The sequence below is a fragment of the Clostridium sp. SGI.024 genome, from assembly GCF_050315195.1.
Classification (GTDB): Bacteria; Bacillota; Clostridia; order Clostridiales; family Clostridiaceae; genus Clostridium.
The window spans coordinates 1-17968 of record NZ_JBNPON010000034.1 but is presented as its reverse complement, the minus strand read 5'-3'; the positions used below and the strand labels follow the sequence as shown (position 1 = coordinate 17968).

The 17968-nt window shown below is 28.8% G+C and carries 17 protein-coding genes; 7 read left to right on the top strand and 10 right to left on the bottom strand.

Going from position 1 to position 17968, the window contains the following annotated elements; genetic code table 11:
• Positions 1 to 5: 5 nt before the first annotated feature.
• The 10 genes from ACQRD5_RS10460 to rpmH form a co-directional block, all read right to left on the bottom strand.
• Complete coding sequence (locus tag ACQRD5_RS10460) at positions 6 to 767, bottom strand: ParA family protein (protein ID WP_291628900.1); 762 nt, start codon at positions 765 to 767, stop codon at positions 6 to 8.
• A 197-nt stretch (positions 768 to 964) separates the two neighbouring features.
• Positions 965 to 1741, bottom strand: coding sequence for a nucleoid occlusion protein (gene noc, locus ACQRD5_RS10455; protein WP_291628902.1), 777 nt, complete (start codon positions 1739 to 1741; stop codon positions 965 to 967).
• Positions 1742 to 1948: 207 nt separating this feature from the next.
• Complete coding sequence (gene rsmG, locus ACQRD5_RS10450) at positions 1949 to 2668, bottom strand: 16S rRNA (guanine(527)-N(7))-methyltransferase RsmG (protein WP_291628904.1); 720 nt, start codon at positions 2666 to 2668, stop codon at positions 1949 to 1951.
• A 17-nt stretch (positions 2669 to 2685) separates the two neighbouring features.
• Entirely contained in the window at positions 2686 to 4560 is a 1875-nt protein-coding gene (mnmG, locus tag ACQRD5_RS10445; RefSeq protein WP_427746782.1) for a tRNA uridine-5-carboxymethylaminomethyl(34) synthesis enzyme MnmG, read from the bottom strand.
• Between the two features lie 13 nt (positions 4561 to 4573).
• Positions 4574 to 5953, bottom strand: a complete 1380-nt coding sequence (gene mnmE, locus ACQRD5_RS10440) for a tRNA uridine-5-carboxymethylaminomethyl(34) synthesis GTPase MnmE (protein ID WP_291628907.1) — start codon at positions 5951 to 5953, stop codon at positions 4574 to 4576.
• 143 nt (positions 5954 to 6096) lie between these two features.
• A complete protein-coding gene (jag, locus tag ACQRD5_RS10435) occupies positions 6097 to 6720 on the bottom strand; it encodes an RNA-binding cell elongation regulator Jag/EloR (RefSeq protein WP_291628909.1) in 624 nt (207 codons plus the stop codon).
• 32 nt (positions 6721 to 6752) lie between these two features.
• The gene (gene yidC, locus ACQRD5_RS10430; protein WP_291628911.1) at positions 6753 to 7520 is read right to left on the bottom strand and encodes a membrane protein insertase YidC; all 768 of its coding nucleotides are present in this window, start codon (positions 7518 to 7520) and stop codon (positions 6753 to 6755) included.
• An 18-nt stretch (positions 7521 to 7538) separates the two neighbouring features.
• Positions 7539 to 7748, bottom strand: coding sequence for a membrane protein insertion efficiency factor YidD (gene yidD, locus ACQRD5_RS10425; protein WP_291628913.1), 210 nt, complete (start codon positions 7746 to 7748; stop codon positions 7539 to 7541).
• Positions 7745 to 8098: a ribonuclease P protein component gene (gene rnpA / locus ACQRD5_RS10420; RefSeq protein WP_291628915.1), complete on the bottom strand. Its 354-nt coding sequence runs from the start codon at positions 8096 to 8098 to the stop codon at positions 7745 to 7747. The genes yidD and rnpA overlap by 4 nt, the downstream gene beginning before the upstream one ends.
• Before the next feature lie 60 nt (positions 8099 to 8158).
• Positions 8159 to 8293: a 50S ribosomal protein L34 gene (gene rpmH, locus ACQRD5_RS10415; protein ID WP_035151755.1), complete on the bottom strand. Its 135-nt coding sequence runs from the start codon at positions 8291 to 8293 to the stop codon at positions 8159 to 8161.
• A 531-nt stretch (positions 8294 to 8824) separates the two neighbouring features.
• Here rpmH and dnaA point away from each other — a divergent pair.
• From dnaA to gyrA, 7 genes are all read left to right on the top strand, one after another.
• The gene (gene dnaA / locus ACQRD5_RS10410; protein WP_291628923.1) at positions 8825 to 10171 is read left to right on the top strand and encodes a chromosomal replication initiator protein DnaA; all 1347 of its coding nucleotides are present in this window, start codon (positions 8825 to 8827) and stop codon (positions 10169 to 10171) included.
• Between the two features lie 284 nt (positions 10172 to 10455).
• On the top strand, positions 10456 to 11556 hold the full coding sequence (gene dnaN, locus ACQRD5_RS10405) for a DNA polymerase III subunit beta (RefSeq protein WP_291628925.1): 1101 nt from the start codon (positions 10456 to 10458) through the stop codon (positions 11554 to 11556).
• A 48-nt stretch (positions 11557 to 11604) separates the two neighbouring features.
• Positions 11605 to 11811 (top strand): S4 domain-containing protein YaaA, encoded by a 207-nt coding sequence (yaaA, locus tag ACQRD5_RS10400; RefSeq protein ID WP_291628936.1) that lies wholly within the window; start codon positions 11605 to 11607, stop codon positions 11809 to 11811.
• A gap of 65 nt (positions 11812 to 11876) precedes the next feature.
• Positions 11877 to 12962, top strand: coding sequence for a DNA replication/repair protein RecF (gene recF / locus ACQRD5_RS10395; RefSeq protein WP_291628927.1), 1086 nt, complete (start codon positions 11877 to 11879; stop codon positions 12960 to 12962).
• A 13-nt stretch (positions 12963 to 12975) separates the two neighbouring features.
• Positions 12976 to 13236 carry an extracellular matrix regulator RemB gene (gene remB, locus ACQRD5_RS10390; protein WP_291628928.1) on the top strand — a complete coding sequence of 87 codons (261 nt, stop codon included), beginning with the start codon at positions 12976 to 12978 and terminating at the stop codon, positions 13234 to 13236.
• Between the two features lie 56 nt (positions 13237 to 13292).
• Positions 13293 to 15206, top strand: coding sequence for a DNA topoisomerase (ATP-hydrolyzing) subunit B (gene gyrB / locus ACQRD5_RS10385; protein WP_291628930.1), 1914 nt, complete (start codon positions 13293 to 13295; stop codon positions 15204 to 15206).
• 21 nt (positions 15207 to 15227) lie between these two features.
• Positions 15228 to 17768, top strand: a complete 2541-nt coding sequence (gene gyrA, locus ACQRD5_RS10380; RefSeq protein ID WP_291628932.1) for a DNA gyrase subunit A — start codon at positions 15228 to 15230, stop codon at positions 17766 to 17768.
• Positions 17769 to 17968: the final 200 nt, after the last annotated feature.

The window sequence follows — 17968 nt, the reverse complement described above, 5'->3', positions numbered from 1 at the left end:
CCTACCTATTGTCTACTTAAAAATTCTTTAGTTAATGCTTTATAGGAATCTGCTCCCTTGCACTTTTCATCATATAACATAATTGGTAAGCCAAAGCTTGGAGCTTCAGCTAGTCTAATATTTCTAGAAATAGTTGTTTTATAAACTTTGTCATTGAAAAAATTCTTAACTTCTTCAAAAACTTCATTACTTAAATTGGTTCTATAATCATACATTGTCATTACTACACCTTCTATTTCTAACCCTTCATTTAATGACTTTTTAACCAACTTAATAGTATTAATAAGTTGTCCAACTCCTTCTAATGCATAAAATTCACATTGAATAGGAATTAAAACAGATTGAACTGAAGTAAGAGCATTAATTGTTAAAACACCTAAAGAAGGTGGACAATCTATAAATATAAAATCATAGTCATCCTCTATTTCTTTTATTTTATTTGATAAAATAACTTCCCTATTTTCTTTTCCAATTACTTCAACCTCTGCACCTGCTAGCTCCATAGTAGACGGAGCTATATATAAATTTTGTACAAGTTCACTTTTTAATATTATATCCTTTAATGATGCATCAGAAGTAATTACGTCATACATAGACATTTCTAAATTTCTCTTATCTAATCCTAATCCACTAGTTGTATTTCCCTGTGGGTCTATATCTATAGTTAGTACCTTATATCCTTCCATTGCCAAATAGGCACATAAATTGATGTTTGTCGTAGTCTTCCCCACTCCACCTTTTTGATTAAATATACAAACTTTCTTCATCTAAAAAAGCTCTAATTTAGAGCTTCACCCCCCTTCCCAATATTATTATATATAGTTTTACTAAATATTGAAAGGTTAACGTAATAAAAAAATGAAGAAATCATCATATTGTGTGTTAAATTTAAATAATCTAACATGAACAATAGGATTTTCCTTCATTTTAAATATTATTTATATTCTAATTTTTATGTTTCATTTTATTTTTTAGGAATACTAACTGTTATTTGAATAAATTCTTCATCATCCTTAAATTTATATTCAGCTGGTATATTAAACTTATCAAAAACTTGTCTTATAGTATTCACATATAATTTTGCAGGGAAAACACTCTTTACTCTTTTCTTATTCTTATTATTTAATTCTTCACCAGCTATTTTTAATAACTCTTTATTTATTAATTCTTCTGTAGCTTTAACATTTAAAGAATTCTTAATAATTTTATTTATAACACTAAGTTGTAATTCTTCATTTGGTAATGATAAAAGAGCTCTTGCATGTCTCTCTGTTAATTTATTCTCTAGACACGCTTCTCTGACAGTATGACTAAGTTTTAATATTCTTAACTTATTAGCAATAGTTGATTGCTTTTTTCCCATTCTTTTTGCTAATTCATCTTGAGTAAATTTATGATCATTAATTAAATTAAAATAAGCTTCAGCCTCTTCTATAAAATTTAAATCTTCTCTTTGTAAATTTTCAAGTAAAGCAATTTCAGCAGATTCAGTATCTGTTATTTCTATTATATTGCAAGGAACAACCTCCAGATTAGCCATTCTTGCAGCTCTCCAACGCCTTTCTCCTGCTACTAATTCAAAACTTTCTCCCCTTTTCCTAACAGTAATAGGTTGTATTATCCCATGCTCCTTTATAGATTGAGATAATTCTTCTAATGCCTCTTCATTAAAAAACCTTCTTGGCTGATAAGTATTTGGAAATATTTTATTAACACTTATATTACTAATTTCTCTATTCATATGCACTCAACCATCCCTTATTAAAATAAATTTCCACTAAACTCAATAATTTAAAAATTCTACTTTTTTTATATATTTCCTTCTTTTATTTCCTAATTTTGTAAGACAAATTCATTTAATATACTTTATAAAAATCTAAATGAATCCACATATCTATCTATTATATATTTTATCGACTAATTTCCTTAATACATTCTGTAGAATATTCTATTTAATAGGCTTCTTATTAATTGAACCAGCCTTTCTAGGATAAGTCTTAGGGCATTTCTTTATCTTCTTAATTTCCACAATATTATGTTTTAAATCAGATTTTTCAATATTTACTTCTATTATACTTTCTAATTCTCCACCTAAAGTTTCAATAGCCTTTTTGCCCTCTCTAATTTCCTCATCTATTGCAGGTCCTTTTAGTGCAACAAAGTACCCATTTAGCTTTACATAAGGTAAACAAAACTCTGATAAAACTGCCATGTTAGCAACCGCTCTAGAAGTTGCAACATCAAAGTTTTCTCTTAATTCTACTTTTCTCGCTCCATCCTCTGCTCTTGAATGAATTGTAACAACATTTTTTAGTTGTAATTTTGCTACAACTGTATTTAGAAAGTTAATTCTTTTATTCAATGAATCTAATAATGTAACATTAATATTAGGATTCATTATGGCAATTGGTAGGCCTGGAAATCCAGCTCCAGTACCTACATCTATAACAGTTTTAGCATTTTTTACAGCATCAGATTTAAAAGCCTTTATACAATCTATAAAATGCTTTTTAATTACTTCTTCATCTTCAGTTATTGCTGTAAGGTTTATTTTTTCATTCCATTCCTGTAAAAGCTTCATATACTCTATAAATTGATTATACTGATTCTCAGTTAAATCAATCCCTGCTTCTAATGAAGCTTCTTTCATTAATTGAAAATATTCCATATTTCCTCCATTAAATTTTATTTCTTATATTGATGCTCTAAATAAATTAATAATACAGATATATCTGCTGGGGAAACTCCTGATATTCTAGATGCTTGCCCTATACTTATAGGCTTAATATTTGATAATTTTTGTATTGCTTCTGTTCTTAAGCCTTTAACTTCTTTATAATCTATGTCTTCAGGAATTAATTTCTTCTCAAATTTTCTAAATTGATTAACTTGATCAAGTTGACTAGTTATATATCCTTCATACTTAGTTATAATATTAATTTGCTCTCCAATATCTTCGTTATAATCAGGTCTTTCTGGATCTAATTCTGACAAACTAAAATAATCAAGTTCTGGTCTCTTAATTAACTCATAAAAACTAATAGGTTTTTTTAATTCCACAGACCCTTTAGATATTAAGAAGTCATTAACCTCTTTCTTATTTGTTATTTGTAATTCCTTTAATCTATTAACTTCATTTTCTACATTATTTTTTCTTGTTATAAACTTTTGATATCTTTCTTCTGTAACAAGACCTACCTTGTGTCCTATTTCAGTTAATCTAAAATCTGCATTATCTTGTCTTAATAATAATCTGTATTCTGCCCTTGCAGTCATCATTCTATAAGGTTCATTTGTTCCTTTTGTTACTAAATCATCAATTAAAACTCCGATATATCCATCTGATCTAGTTAATACCATAGGCTCTAATCCCTTAATTTTTAGTGCAGCATTTATACCTGCAACTATACCTTGTCCTCCAGCTTCTTCATAGCCTGAACTTCCATTTAATTGACCTGCTCCATATAAGCCTTCAAATTCCTTAAATTCTAAAGTCGGTTTTAATTGAGTTGGATCAATTGAATCATATTCAATTGCATAAGCAGTTCTCATAATTTCAGCATTTTCTAACCCTGGAACTGTTCTTAACATTTGTATTTGAACGTCCTCTGGTAATGAAGATGACATTCCTCCAACGTACATTTCTTGAGTATCTTCACCTTCTGGTTCTATAAATAACTGATGTCTTTCTCTATCTGGGAATCTCATAACTTTATCTTCAACTGATGGACAATATCTAGGACCCACCCCCTCGATTAATCCATTATACATTGGGGATCTATTTATATTATCTCTAATAATATTATGTGTTTCTTCGCTAGTATAAGTTAACCAACAAGAAACTTGCTCTCTTGAAATATCCTCACTCATAAATGAAAAAGGTACTATTTTCTCATCTCCAGGTTGTTCAATCATCTTTGAGAAATCTACACTTCTCTTATTAATTCTTGCTGGAGTACCAGTTTTAAATCTTCTTAACTTTATTCCTAAATCTATTAATGATTGTGATAATTCGTTAGCAGCTGATAAACCATTAGGTCCACTATTATATGTTACATCTCCAATTATAATTCTTGCTCTTAAGTAAGTTCCTGTAGTTAAAATAATAGCTTTACAACTAAAGTATCCACCATTTTTTGTTAGAACTCCTTGTACTTTTCCATCTCTTATATCTAATTCTACTACTTCTAATTGTCTTAAAGATAAATTTTCTTGTTCCTCTAAGACACTCTTCATTCTGTATTGATACTTCTTCTTATCAGCTTGAGCCCTTAATGAGTGAACTGCTGGTCCCTTTGATGTATTAAGCATTCTAGATTGAATGAAAGTATTATCTATATTTACTCCCATTTCACCACCTAATGCATCAATTTCTCTTACTAAGTGACCTTTTGCAGTTCCTCCTATATTAGGGTTACATGGCATCATAGCTACAGAATCAAGATTTGTAGTGCAAATTAATGTTTTTAATCCCATTCTTGCTGATGCTAGTGCTGCTTCACAACCTGCATGACCAGCACCAACAACTACTACATCATATTCTCCTGCTTTATATTTCATATTTATCTATCTCCTACTTTCCACAACAAAATTCTCTAAATATCTTGTTAACTAAATCTTCTTCTAACTCTGATCCCGTAATCTCACCTAAAGCTTTTAATGCTGCTGTAACGAATATTGAAATTAAATCTAAGTATTCATTATTATTTAATCTTATAAGAGCTTCATTGCAGTTTTCTCCTGCTCTAATTAAAGCTTGCTTATGTCTTGAATTTGATATTATTAAGCTCTCGCTATCTATTTTACCACTAAAGAACATATTCTTAATCTCATTTTTTAAACCATCTATTCCAATATCTTCTTTAGCTGAAATTTTTATTATATTTTCGAAATTATTTAATATTGAATTATCTATTTTACTATGTAAATCTATTTTATTTAGTAATACTATTGATTTCTTATTTTTAATTGCATCAATTATTTCTTTATCTTCTTTATCTAGCTCTCTTGAAGAATCTAAAACTAATAATACTAAATCAGCTTCATCTATTTTTTCTCTGGATTTTTCTACACCAATTTTTTCAACTATATCTTCAGTTTCTCTAATTCCAGCCGTATCTATAATTTTTACAGGTATTCCATCTAAATTAATGTATTCCTCAATAACATCTCTAGTTGTACCTGCTATGTCTGTAACTATAGCTCTTTTTTCTTTCAATAGTACATTTAAAAGTGATGATTTTCCAACATTTGGTTTTCCAACTATAGCTAAGCTTAATCCATCTCTTATTATTTTTCCTTCATCCGCACTCTTAAGTAATTTATATATATCTTCATGGGCTTTTTCTAAGCTTTCTTTTACTCTAATTGGTATTGTAGGATCTATTTCTTCATCATCTTCAGTGAAGTCAACTGCATATTCTATTAATGCTAAGACATTTAATAGATATTCATTTAACTTATTAATTCTTTGTGATAAAGATCCATTGCTTTGCATTAATGCAGATTTCATGGCAAGTTCAGTTTTTGCTGTTATTAAATCCATAACAGCTTCTGCTTGAGATAAATCTATTCTTCCGTTCAAAAATGCTCTCTTAGTAAACTCACCTGGTTCTGCAAGCCTTGCTCCTGCTTTTATAACAGTTTCTAAAACCTTATTTGTAGATGTTACTCCACCATGACAATTTATTTCTACAGTATCCTCAGCTGTAAAGCTTCTTGGTCCCTTCATATAACTTATAATTACTTCATCTATTAAATCTTCATTATTTATGTCAATTATGTGTCCATATCTCATAGTATAAGTCTTCATATCTTTAATATCCTTGCCATTCTTTGGCTTAAATATCTTAGATACAATATCTAAGGCACTGTCTCCAGATACTCTAATAATAGCAATTCCACCTTCTCCAATAGCTGTAGATATAGCACAAATTGTATCAAATTCTTTCAACTTCTATCCTCCTTGTCTTGACTAAATTAAGTCTATATTCATAGTATATCCCTTTTAACTAATATTCATTTTACAAAACAATTAATAGTAAGTCAAAATAAATAAAAAAGAAAAGGTAAGGAAGCTCAACGGCCTCCCCACCTTTATTTCTTAATATCTATTACTACTCTTCTATGAGGTTCTTCCCCCTCACTAAAAGTATAAACATATTCATTATCCTGTAAAGCTGAATGTATTATCCTTCTCTCATAAGGATTCATTGGTTCTAGTTTATAAGGTCTTCTAATTTTTTTAACTTTATATGCAGTTTTTTCAGCAACTCTAATTAAAGTTTCTTCTCTCTTTTTCCTATAATTTTCAGTATCTAATACTACTTTCTTATACGGAAGGTTATGATCTTTATTTACAACTAATGAAGTTAGATATTGTAGGGCATCTAACGTCTCCCCCCTATATCCAATAATTATCCCCATTTTAGGTCCAGTTAAATTAATATGAATTATATCATTTTCTTCTCTAATTCTTATTTCCGCTTGTACCTTCATACTATTAAGTATATTTCTTAAAAATAATCTTACTTCTTCCTTGTAATCTCTCTTTACTTTAACTAATATCTTTGCAGGCTTTGTACCTATAAGATTTAAAAATCCCTTAGAACCTTCATCTAAAACTTCATATTCAACCTTATCTTCAGTAAGATTTAAACTTTTTAAAGCATTTTCTAATGCTTCATTTACAGTTTTCCCTGTCATTTCTAGTGTTTTCATACCCTAATCACCACCTAATAATACTAAATTATTTAATTTTTTCTCTTAGTCTTTGGTGTTGCTTTTTTGGCATTTTCTATTATTTTATTCTTTTCGTTCTCTTCTTTTTCTGCTTTTTTCTTCATAGCTGGTAAGTAATTTAAGAAATAAGTTTGAACTAATTGAATAACTCCACCTATTATCCAGTAAATTACTAGAAGTGAACTAAAGTTAATGGCCATTACACCCATCATACCTGCCATCATTAAATTCATTGAGCCCATATTCATTTGTGTACCATTTTCATTCTTAGGCATGGACTTAGTTAATAATAAACTTGGTAAATATGTGCTTAAGAATGATAAAACTGGTAATATAAAGAATGGATCTTTTTCAAATACATCTGGTATCCATAAGAATGATGGATGAATTACTGATGACTTATCTATATTTAGAAATACATAGTAAAGTGCAAAAAGTATTGGTAATGGTAATAATGTTGGAAGGCATCCCCCAAACATACTAACGTTATTTTCCTTCATGCATTTTGAATACTCAGCTTGCATTTTTTGAGGATCATTAGCATACTTTTTTTGAATAGCATTTAATTCAGGTTGAATTTCTTGCATTCTTGCATTTGATCTGTTTGCTTTTATATTTAAAGGAAGTATTAGTAATCTTATTATTAATGTAAATAAAGCTATAGTTAGTATATAAGATACCCCACTAGGCTCCATATTAAACATGTTTAATATTACATTATGCATACCTTCAAATATAATAGTTAAAAAATTTGTAATAGGTTCTAAGAATTTCATCATATTTTGAGCACAGCCTCCTTATTTTAACGGATCATATCCACCCTTAGCCAAAGGATGGCACCTTAAAATTCTCTTTATAGCTAAAAAGCCACCTTTTAAAGCTCCATATTTATTTATTGCTTCAATTGCATATTCTGAACATGTTGGAACATAAATGCATGTTGGTGGTCTCATTGGCGAAATATATTTTCTATATAAATTTATAGATTTTAAAATTAATTTCTTCATTGCTTATATAAGCCTGCCTTTGAAAAAAGTTTTTTCATTGCTTCCTCAACTTCAAAGAAGCTCTTTCCCTCTATAGAATTTCTAGCTATAAAAACAAAGTCATAACCAGTTTTAAGATTTTTTTCATTTAGTCTATAGCTTTCTGTTATCAATCGTTTACTTCTACTTCTGACAACACTATTTCCTACTTTTTTACTTACAGATATTCCTACCTTATTATAAGTATTTCCATCTATCGTTTTATTTCTTCTATTATTATATATATAAATAACTAAAAGATTATTAGCTAAAGACTTTCCTCTTCTATAAACTAATTTAAATTCATTGTTCTTTCTTAACCTGTATATCATTAGAAATTTTAAACTCCTTTTTTCCTGCTATTGCAGAAAAAAGGCCACTATTTGCGGCCCTTATGCTGTTAATCTTTTTCTACCTTTTTGTCTTCTTCTCTTAAGAACATTTCTTCCTGATGAAGTCTTCATTCTTTTTCTGAATCCGTGTTCCTTTTTTCTTTGTCTCTTTTTTGGTTGGTATGTCATGAACATTTCATTACACCCCCTTTAATATTGTAATTTCTATAGTAAAAACTATACTTCTAATTTTAGATTTACCTTATCATTATATATATATCATGTTTTTATGTCAATACACTATAATTTTCAAGTCCTGTTGATAAATATAATAAATAATATCATATAATTTGTGGATAACTTATTGAATACTCTATTTAACTTATGTTATTATAAGTTATGACTGTGAATAATTTAATTTTTAAGTGAACTTATCCACATCTGTGGATTAAATTGTTAATAACTTGTTCGCTTTTTTATTGTTTTTTATTTTAAAAACTATATTTTAGCTTAATTAATGCATTTATTCAGTGTTAATAATGTTAAAAACTGTACATACTCATATTGTGGATAACTTAAATTTAATTATTTTTTTAACATAATTATTAACATGTGGATATCTATATTAAGCTTATTAACATATAAAAATGTATGTTAATAATTGTGTTGATATTTTGTTATTAACTATCATATTTTAATAAAAAATTTTTTTATGGAGGATATAAAATGAATAATGATCTTAAATCATTATGGGAAAAAACATTAAATATTATAAAGGGTGAAATGAGTGAAGTAAGCTTTAATACATGGATCAAAAGCTGCGAGCCTCTTTCTATATCTTCCAATACTATAAAAATCAGTGTTCCAAATTCCTTTACTCAAGATATATTAGAAAAAAGGTATAAGGATTTAGTTGTAAACTCTATAGAAGCAGCTTGTTCTAAAGTTTATAATGTAGATTTTATAGTAGCATCTGATATTCAAGACATTGAAGAAAAGGAAGAAAAAAATGATGATAAATCATCAATTAATGTAAATGATGAAATGTCTAGTACATTAAATCCTAAATATACATTTGACTCATTTGTCATAGGTAATAGTAATAGATTTGCCCATGCTGCTTCTTTAGCTGTTGCAGAGGCCCCTGCTAAAGCTTATAATCCTTTATTTATTTATGGAGGAGTTGGACTTGGAAAAACTCACTTAATGCATGCTATAGGCCACTACGTTCTTCAAAATAATGCAAATGCCAAAGTAGTATATGTATCTTCTGAAAAATTTACTAATGAACTTATTAATGCTATTAGAGATGATAGAAATGAAGAATTTAGAAATAAATATAGAAATGTAGATATACTTCTAATAGACGATGTTCAATTTATTGCTGGAAAAGAAAGAACTCAAGAAGAATTTTTCCACACATTTAATGAATTACATGATGCAAATAAACAAATTATTCTATCATCTGATAGACCACCAAAGGAAATACCTACTTTGGAAGATAGGCTTCGTTCAAGATTTGAATGGGGGTTAATAGCTGATATCCAACCTCCAGATTTTGAAACTAGAATGGCTATTTTAAAAAAGAAAGCTGATGTAGAAAAATTAAATGTTGCAAATGAAGTAATGGTATATATTGCAACCAAAATTAAATCTAATATTAGAGAGCTAGAAGGAGCTCTAATTAGAATAGTAGCTTATTCTTCACTTACTAATAGACCTATTACTGTAGAGTTAGCAAGTGAAGCCTTAAAAGATATAATTTCTAATAAGCAAAATAAAAATATAACTATTGATGTTATACAAGATGTTGTAGCTGGATATTTTAATCTTAGAATAGAAGATCTAAAATCTCAAAGAAGAACAAGAAATGTAGCATATCCTAGACAAATTGCAATGTACTTAAGTAGGAAACTAACAGATATGTCATTGCCAAAAATAGGGGAAGAGTTCGGTGGAAGAGATCATACAACTGTTATCCACGCATATGAAAAAATCTCTGATGCTTTAAACACTGATGAGAGCTTACAACATACAGTAAATGATATAACAAAGAAACTAACTCAAAATTAACTAACAGCTGTACATAAATATATTGAATTGTTTGTGGATAACTACTAAAAACAATATTGCTTGTTAATACTGTGGATAAGATATGTATTTTTTGCTTCACTTATCCACACTATTTTTTTACTAACTTTTTAGTATTTATAAGGGTTAGATGTACTTATCAACATATCAACAGCCCCTACTACTACTATTATTATAATTTATCTATATATTTATCTATATATTTATCTATATATTTATATTACTTCTGTTAATATTATATGTTCATAAATCAAGGAGGTTTTTATATGAAATTCATCTGTGAAAAACAAAAACTACAAGAAGGTATCTCAATTGCTAGTAAAGCTATAACAGGTAAAACTACAATGCCTATACTAGAAGGAATATATATAACAGCTAAAAATAACGAATTGACATTAATAGGATCTGATATGGATGTATCTATTGAAACAAAGGTTCAATCTAAAATAATAGAAGAAGGAATGTTAGTTATAGACTCTAAGATATTTGGAGAAATAATAAGAAAACTTCCAAACTCAGATGTTATTATTGAAACTTTAGAAAATGAAATTATACAAATAACATGTGAAAAATCAGTTTTCAATTTAGTTTATATGAATGGAGAAGATTATCCAGAAGTACCTAAAATAAATGAAAACCTAACAGTGGAAGTTCCACAAAATATATTAAAAAGTATGATAAAGGGTACATCTTTTGCTATAGCTCAAGACGAAACAAGACCAATATTACAAGGAATATTATTTGAGGTTAGGGATAGAAATTTAAATCTTGTTGCTTTAGATGGATATAGATTAGCTATAAGATCAGAATTTCTAGACAATGATAATAATATTGAAGTGGTAATCCCAGGAAAGACATTAAATGAAGTTTCAAGAATATTAGAAGATACAAATGAAATAGTAAAAATTACCTTTACTGATAATCATATTTTATTTAATTTAAGTGAAACTAAGATAATTTCAAGATTACTAGATGGAAAATTTGTTAATTATGTATCTTTACTTCCTCAAGAACATAAGATTTCTATTGAAGTTAAGAAACAAGAATTACAAAATTGTATAGAAAGAGCCTCACTTATGGCAAAGGATAGTAATAGTAACTTAATAAAATTAGATGTGCAAGAAGAGACTGTTATTATAACATCCAATTCTCAATTGGGAAAAGTTAGAGAGGAAGTAAATATAAATCTGCAAGGTGACTCAATTCAAATTGCATTTAACTCAAGATATTTAATAGATGTTCTAAAAAATATAGATGGTGATGAGGTTATTTTAGAAATGACTTCAAGTGTTAGTCCTTGTGTTATTAAATGCAAGAATACTGATAATTCTAAGTATTTAGTATTACCAGTTAGGTTATTAAGATAGAAGGGAGAAAATGCATAAAATTTGAATTTATATGCATTTGATTGGAAAATGAATGAAATTAAAATAAATACTGAATTTATTAAGTTAGATTCTTTTTTAAAATGGTGTGGAGCAGCTTCATTAGGGTCTGAAGCAAAAATGTATATCTTAGATGAAATGGTTAAGGTTAATGGGGAAGTATGTACTCAAAGAGGAAAAAAGATTAGACCAGGTGATGTGGTAGAATTTAATGGTGAGAAGTATAAAGTAATATAATTACTATTAACCTAATAATTACTTTTATTCCTCTAATATGTTATAATTAAAAATAGGTGTAAATAATGTATATTAAGAAAATACAAATATTAAATTATAGAAATTATAAATCCTTAAATATAACACTGGGGAAAAATGTAAATGTATTTATGGGGGATAATGCTCAAGGAAAAACTAATATTCTTGAAGCAATTTATTATTGTGCATTTGCTAGATCCCATAGAACTTCAAGAGATAGAGAGTTAATTAATTGGAATGCAGAAAGTGCTTTTGTTAGTATTTTAGTTGGCAGGGATAGATTAGATAAGACTATTGATATTAATATACTTAAGGATGGAAAAAAGGCAATAAGAATAAACAAGATTAAAGCTTCAAAAATTGGAGAATTATTTGGAAACTTTAATGTTGTTATGTTTTCACCTGAAGATTTACGAATAATTAAGGATTCTCCAGGTGTAAGAAGAAAATTCATAGATATGGAATTATGTCAGTTAAATTCTAGATATTATTATAATTTGGTTCAGTATAACAAAGTTTTAAATGAACGGAATATACTTTTAAAGAAAAGAAAAGTTGATAAAGATGTTTTAGATATATATGATATCCAGCTATCTAATTTTGGGTTTAACATAATTAAAGAAAGATTAAATTATATTAATAAGTTAAATTATTATGGAAAGAATATACATAATGATATATCTTCAGGAAAAGAAGATGTGGAATTTAAATATATAAGTACAGTAAGGGACTTAGAAAATATAGAAGGTTGTTTTTATGAGCAATTAAAAAAAAATAGAAATAAAGATATTGAAAAGGGATTAACTAGTATTGGCCCGCATAGGGATGATTTTATTGTGCTTATTAATGGTATAGATACTAAAAGTTATGGATCACAAGGTCAGCAAAGAAGTGCTGTTCTTACTATGAAATTCTCTTCTTTAAAAATAATAAAGGAATTGACATCAGAATATCCAGTATTATTGCTAGATGATGTTTTATCAGAATTGGATTTCAATAGAAAAAGATATATTTTGAGTACTATAGGTGAAATTCAAACAATAATAACATGTACAGGAATAGAGGATCTCACAAATTATTTAGATGATAGTTCGAGGGTCTTTAAGGTTAAGGATGGTGAAATCCTAAATTAAGGGAGGAATTCTTATGTTTTTACATTTAGGAGAAAATGTTGTTGTTCCAATTAAGGATATAATTGGAATATTTGATTTACAAACCACTATGTATAGTTCAGATACAAGTGCATTTTTAAGAATGGCAGAGGAAGATGGGTTTGTAGAAAGGATTTCTAAAGAGAAGCCTAAATCTTTTGTTATAGCTGAAGTGAATAAGATGAGTAAAATATACTTATCTCCAATATCATCTTCAACTTTAACAAAGAGAACTAATATAGAGTATAATCCATAGTTCCAATTTTTAATCTTCATAGGGTTAAAATTAAAGTTCATTAAAAGGAGGAGATTATGTTGGAAAATAACAAACAAAGTTATGATGAAAGTCAAATTCAGGTCCTTGAAGGCTTAGAAGCTGTTAGAAAGAGACCAGGAATGTATATAGGGAGTACTAGCTCAAGGGGATTGCACCACCTTGTTTATGAAATAGTAGACAATAGTATAGATGAAGCTTTAGCAGGATTCTGTAATGAAATATCAGTATTCATAAATGAAGATAATTCCATAACAGTAATAGATAATGGGAGAGGTATGCCTACAGGAATACATCCTAAGATGGGAAAGTCTACTGTAGAAGTAATTATGACAGTTCTTCATGCTGGAGGTAAATTCGGTGGTGGCGGATATAAAGTATCTGGAGGATTACATGGGGTTGGTGCCTCAGTTGTTAATGCATTATCTGAATGGTGTGAAGTAACTGTATCAAGAGATGGAGAAGTATGTCAACAAAGATATTCTAGAGGAGTTGCTATATCTGATTTAGTTAAAATAGGCTCAACAGAAGAACATGGAACTAAGGTTTCATTTAAGCCAGATAGTGAAATATTTGAGGAAACTGAATATGATTTTGAAATATTAGCAAATAGATTAAGAGAATTAGCTTTCTTAAATAAAGGAATTAGGATAGTTTTAACTGATAAGAGAGAAGAGGATAAGCAAGAAATATATCACTATGAGGGTGGTATAAAGGAGTTTGTTACATATCTAAACAGAAATAAAGAAGTATTACATCCAGAACCTATTTATGTGGAAGGTGAAAGGGACGGAATAATTGCAGAAATATCACTTCAATACAATGATGGATATAATGAAAACTTATATTCATTTGCAAACAATATAGATACTATTGAGGGTGGAACACACTTATCAGGTTTCAAAACTGCATTAACTAGAGTTATAAATGATTATGGTAAAAGATTTAATCATTTAAAAGAAAATGATAAGAATTTATCTGGAGATGATATAAGAGAAGGATTAACAGCTGTAGTATCTGTTAAGATTTCTGAACCACAATTTGAGGGCCAAACAAAGACTAAGTTAGGTAACTCAGAAGTAAGAAGTGTTGTAGATTCAATAGTTGGAGAGGGTGTTTCTACATTCCTAGAAGAAAATCCTAATGTAGGAAAAATAATAATAGAAAAAGCTTTAATGGCATCAAGAGCAAGAGATGCAGCTAGAAAGGCCAGGGAATTAACTAGAAAATCAGTCTTAGAAAGATCAGCACTTCCAGGTAAACTAGCAGATTGTTCATCTAAGGATCCGCTAGAATGTGAAATTTATATAGTTGAGGGAGATTCAGCGGGGGGATCAGCTAAGCAAGGAAGAAATAGAAGATTCCAAGCAATATTACCATTAAGAGGTAAAATATTAAATGTTGAAAAGCAAAGATTAGATAGAATATTAACTGCTGATTCAATAAAGTCAATGGTTACTGCATTTGGTGCTGGAATTGGTGATGACTTTGATGAAAGCAAGTTAAGATATAATAGAATTATAATTATGACAGATGCCGATGTTGACGGAGCTCATATTAGAACGCTATTATTAACATTTTTCTTTAGATATATGAGGGGACTATTAGATGGGGGACACGTTTATATAGCTCAGCCTCCTCTTTACCAAGTAAAAAAGAATAAGAAAGAGTATTATGCATATTCAGATCAAGAACTAGAATCTTTATTAAATGAAATTGGTGGTAAAGATAATGCTACAAATATTCAAAGATATAAAGGTTTAGGTGAAATGAATGCAACTCAGCTATGGGATACGACTATGGATCCTGAAAAAAGAATATTATTAAAAGCTACTATTGAAGATGCAATAGCTGCAGATGAAATATTCACTATATTGATGGGCGATAAAGTCGAACCAAGAAGAGAATTTATACACAAAAATGCTAAGAAGGTAAGCAACTTAGATATTTAGTACTAAAGCGAGGTGAGGTACATGAGCTTAAATGAAGGAAAAGTTATAGATATAGATATTAATAAAGAAATGAAGAGGTGTTATATCGACTATGCTATGAGTGTAATAGTTGGTCGTGCTCTTCCAGATGTCCGCGATGGATTAAAGCCAGTTCATAGAAGAATATTACACTCAATGAATGATCTTGGATTGTCTCCAGAAAAAGGTTATAGAAAATGTGCAAGAATTGTAGGGGAAGTTTTAGGTAAGTATCATCCACATGGTGACACTTCTGTATATGATGCACTTGTAAGAATGGCACAAGATTTCTCAATGAGATATATGCTTGTAGATGGGCATGGTAACTTTGGTTCTGTAGATGGAGATAGTGCAGCTGCTATGAGATATACAGAGGCTAAGATGAATAAAATAGCAGTAGAGATGCTAAGAGATATAAATAAAGATACTGTAGATTTTATCCCAAACTTCGATGGAGAAGAAAAGGAACCAGTAGTATTACCTTCAAGGTATCCAAATCTTCTAGTAAATGGATCATCAGGTATAGCAGTTGGTATGGCTACCAATATTCCTCCTCATAACTTAGGAGAAATAATAGATGGAACTGTAATGCTTATTGATAATCCAGAAGCAACAGTTTTAGATCTAATGACTGTAATAAAGGGACCAGATTTTCCAACAGGAGCTATTATTATGGGTAAGTCAGGAATAAGAGCTGCTTATGAAACTGGTAAGGGTAGAGTAATAGTTAGAGCTAAAGCAGAGATAGAAGAAGAGAATAATAGACATAAAATTATAGTTACAGAAATTCCATATCAGGTAAATAAGGCTAAACTTATTGAAAATATAGCTGATTTAGTTAAAGACAAGAAAATAGTTGGAATATCAGATTTAAGAGACGAATCTGATAGAGAAGGTATGAGAATCGTAATAGAACTTAAAAAGGATGCTAACCCAAATGTAATTTTAAATTTATTATATAAGCATACTAAGATGCAAGATACTTTTGGAGTTATTATGTTAGCATTAGTAAATAATGAGCCACATGTTTTAAATTTAAAACAAGTTTTAAGTTATTATATAGAATTCCAAAAGGAAGTAGTAACTAGAAGAACTATATTTGAACTTAATAAGGCTGAAGCAAGAGCTCATATTCTTGAAGGATTAAAGATTGCACTTGATAATATTGATGAAGTTATAAGCATTATTAGATCTTCTAAAACTTCAGAAATAGCAAAAAGCACTTTAATAGATAGATTTGGATTAAGTGATAAGCAAGCTCAAGCAATATTAGAAATGAGACTAAGAAGGTTAACAGGTCTTGAAAGAGATAAGATTGAAGAAGAGTATGATGAACTTATGAAACAAATAGAATACTTAAAATCAATTTTAGAAGATGAAGCAAAATTACTATCAGTTATTAAAGATGAGCTTATAGAAATAAAGAGAAAATATGGTGATGATAGAAGGACTACTATAGAAAAAGTAATGAATGAAATTGACATAGAAGATCTTATTCAAGAAGAAGAAGTAGTAGTTACATTAACTCATTCAGGCTATATTAAGAGAATATCAGCTGATACTTATTCTGCTCAAAGAAGAGGTGGAAGAGGAATACAGGCAATGTCTACAAAGGAAGATGACTTTGTAGAGCATGTAAGTATAACTTCAACTCATTCTGATGTATTATTCTTTACAAATAGAGGAAGAGTATATAAATTAAGAGCTTATGAAATACCTGATGCAGGAAGAACTGCTAAAGGAACTAATATAATAAACTTAATTGCAATTGAATCAGATGAAAGAATAGAGACAGTACTTACTATAAGAGATGACATAAGTGAAGGATACTTATTTATGGCAACTAAACAAGGATTAGTTAAGAAAACACCTCTATGTGAATTTAAGAATTTAAGAAAGAATGGATTAATTGCAATTAATTTAAGAGATGGTGATGAACTTCTTAAGGTAAAGGTAACCCGTGGAGATGCAGATATAATAATAGCAACTAGAGAAGGTAATGCTATTAGATTTAATGAAACTGATGTAAGACCAATGGGAAGAACTGCATCAGGAGTTAAATCAATACATCTAAAGGATAATGATGTTGCAGTTTGTATGGATATAGCTGTTAAGGGAGAAGATTTATTAGTTATAAGTGAAAATGGATTTGGAAAGAGAACACCTATTACTGAGTATAAGGTACAAAGAAGAGGTGGAACAGGATTAATAACATATAAGATATCTGAAAAGACCGGAAAAGTAGTTGGTGCAACTGTATGTAAATTAGATGATGAGCTTATGTTAATAAATACAAGCGGAGTTGCAATAAGAATTAATGTTTCTGATATTTCAGTAACTAGTAGATCAGCAATGGGTGTAACACTAATGAGAACATCAGATGAAGAAAAAATTGCTGCAATAGCAAAAATATCTGGTAGCAATGAAGAGAAAGAAGAACAATTGACATTAGAAGAAAGTAACGAAATAAATGAAATAGAATCTTCAAGCGTAGATATTGAAAATGAAGTAGATATGGTAAGCGATTTAGATGATATTGAATAAATAATATCAAAACCACAATCAATTTTAAAATAAAGTTGATTGTGGTTTTTTATTATTTTAGGTTAGATGATAAAAGAAATACGTAATCTTATCCTGGTGTATCAATAATAGAAAAAGAGAAAAAAAACAAGAAAATTAGAGTATTTATAAAATAATTTAATTAAATGTATTTAAATTTGTAGAACTTAAATCTTTTTACG

Excerpts from the sequence above, each read along its gene's own strand:
- noc (WP_291628902.1), bottom strand. The coding sequence starts at position 1,741 with ATGAATAGAGAAATTAGTAATATAAGTGTTAATAAAATATTTCCAAAT.
- gyrB (WP_291628930.1), top strand. The coding sequence starts at position 13,293 with ATGTTGGAAAATAACAAACAAAGTTATGATGAAAGTCAAATTCAGGTC.
- ACQRD5_RS10460 (WP_291628900.1), bottom strand. The coding sequence starts at position 767 with ATGAAGAAAGTTTGTATATTTAATCAAAAAGGTGGAGTGGGGAAGACT.
- dnaA (WP_291628923.1), top strand. The coding sequence starts at position 8,825 with ATGAATAATGATCTTAAATCATTATGGGAAAAAACATTAAATATTATA.
- rnpA (WP_291628915.1), bottom strand. The coding sequence starts at position 8,098 with ATGATATACAGGTTAAGAAAGAACAATGAATTTAAATTAGTTTATAGA.
- remB (WP_291628928.1), top strand. The coding sequence starts at position 12,976 with ATGTTTTTACATTTAGGAGAAAATGTTGTTGTTCCAATTAAGGATATA.
- gyrA (WP_291628932.1), top strand. The coding sequence starts at position 15,228 with ATGAGCTTAAATGAAGGAAAAGTTATAGATATAGATATTAATAAAGAA.
- dnaN (WP_291628925.1), top strand. The coding sequence starts at position 10,456 with ATGAAATTCATCTGTGAAAAACAAAAACTACAAGAAGGTATCTCAATT.
- rsmG (WP_291628904.1), bottom strand. The coding sequence starts at position 2,668 with ATGGAATATTTTCAATTAATGAAAGAAGCTTCATTAGAAGCAGGGATT.
- mnmG (WP_427746782.1), bottom strand. The coding sequence starts at position 4,560 with ATGAAATATAAAGCAGGAGAATATGATGTAGTAGTTGTTGGTGCTGGT.
- yidD (WP_291628913.1), bottom strand. The coding sequence starts at position 7,748 with ATGAAGAAATTAATTTTAAAATCTATAAATTTATATAGAAAATATATT.
- yidC (WP_291628911.1), bottom strand. The coding sequence starts at position 7,520 with ATGATGAAATTCTTAGAACCTATTACAAATTTTTTAACTATTATATTT.
- jag (WP_291628909.1), bottom strand. The coding sequence starts at position 6,720 with ATGAAAACACTAGAAATGACAGGGAAAACTGTAAATGAAGCATTAGAA.
- recF (WP_291628927.1), top strand. The coding sequence starts at position 11,877 with ATGTATATTAAGAAAATACAAATATTAAATTATAGAAATTATAAATCC.
- yaaA (WP_291628936.1), top strand. The coding sequence starts at position 11,605 with ATGAATGAAATTAAAATAAATACTGAATTTATTAAGTTAGATTCTTTT.
- rpmH (WP_035151755.1), bottom strand. The coding sequence starts at position 8,293 with ATGTTCATGACATACCAACCAAAAAAGAGACAAAGAAAAAAGGAACAC.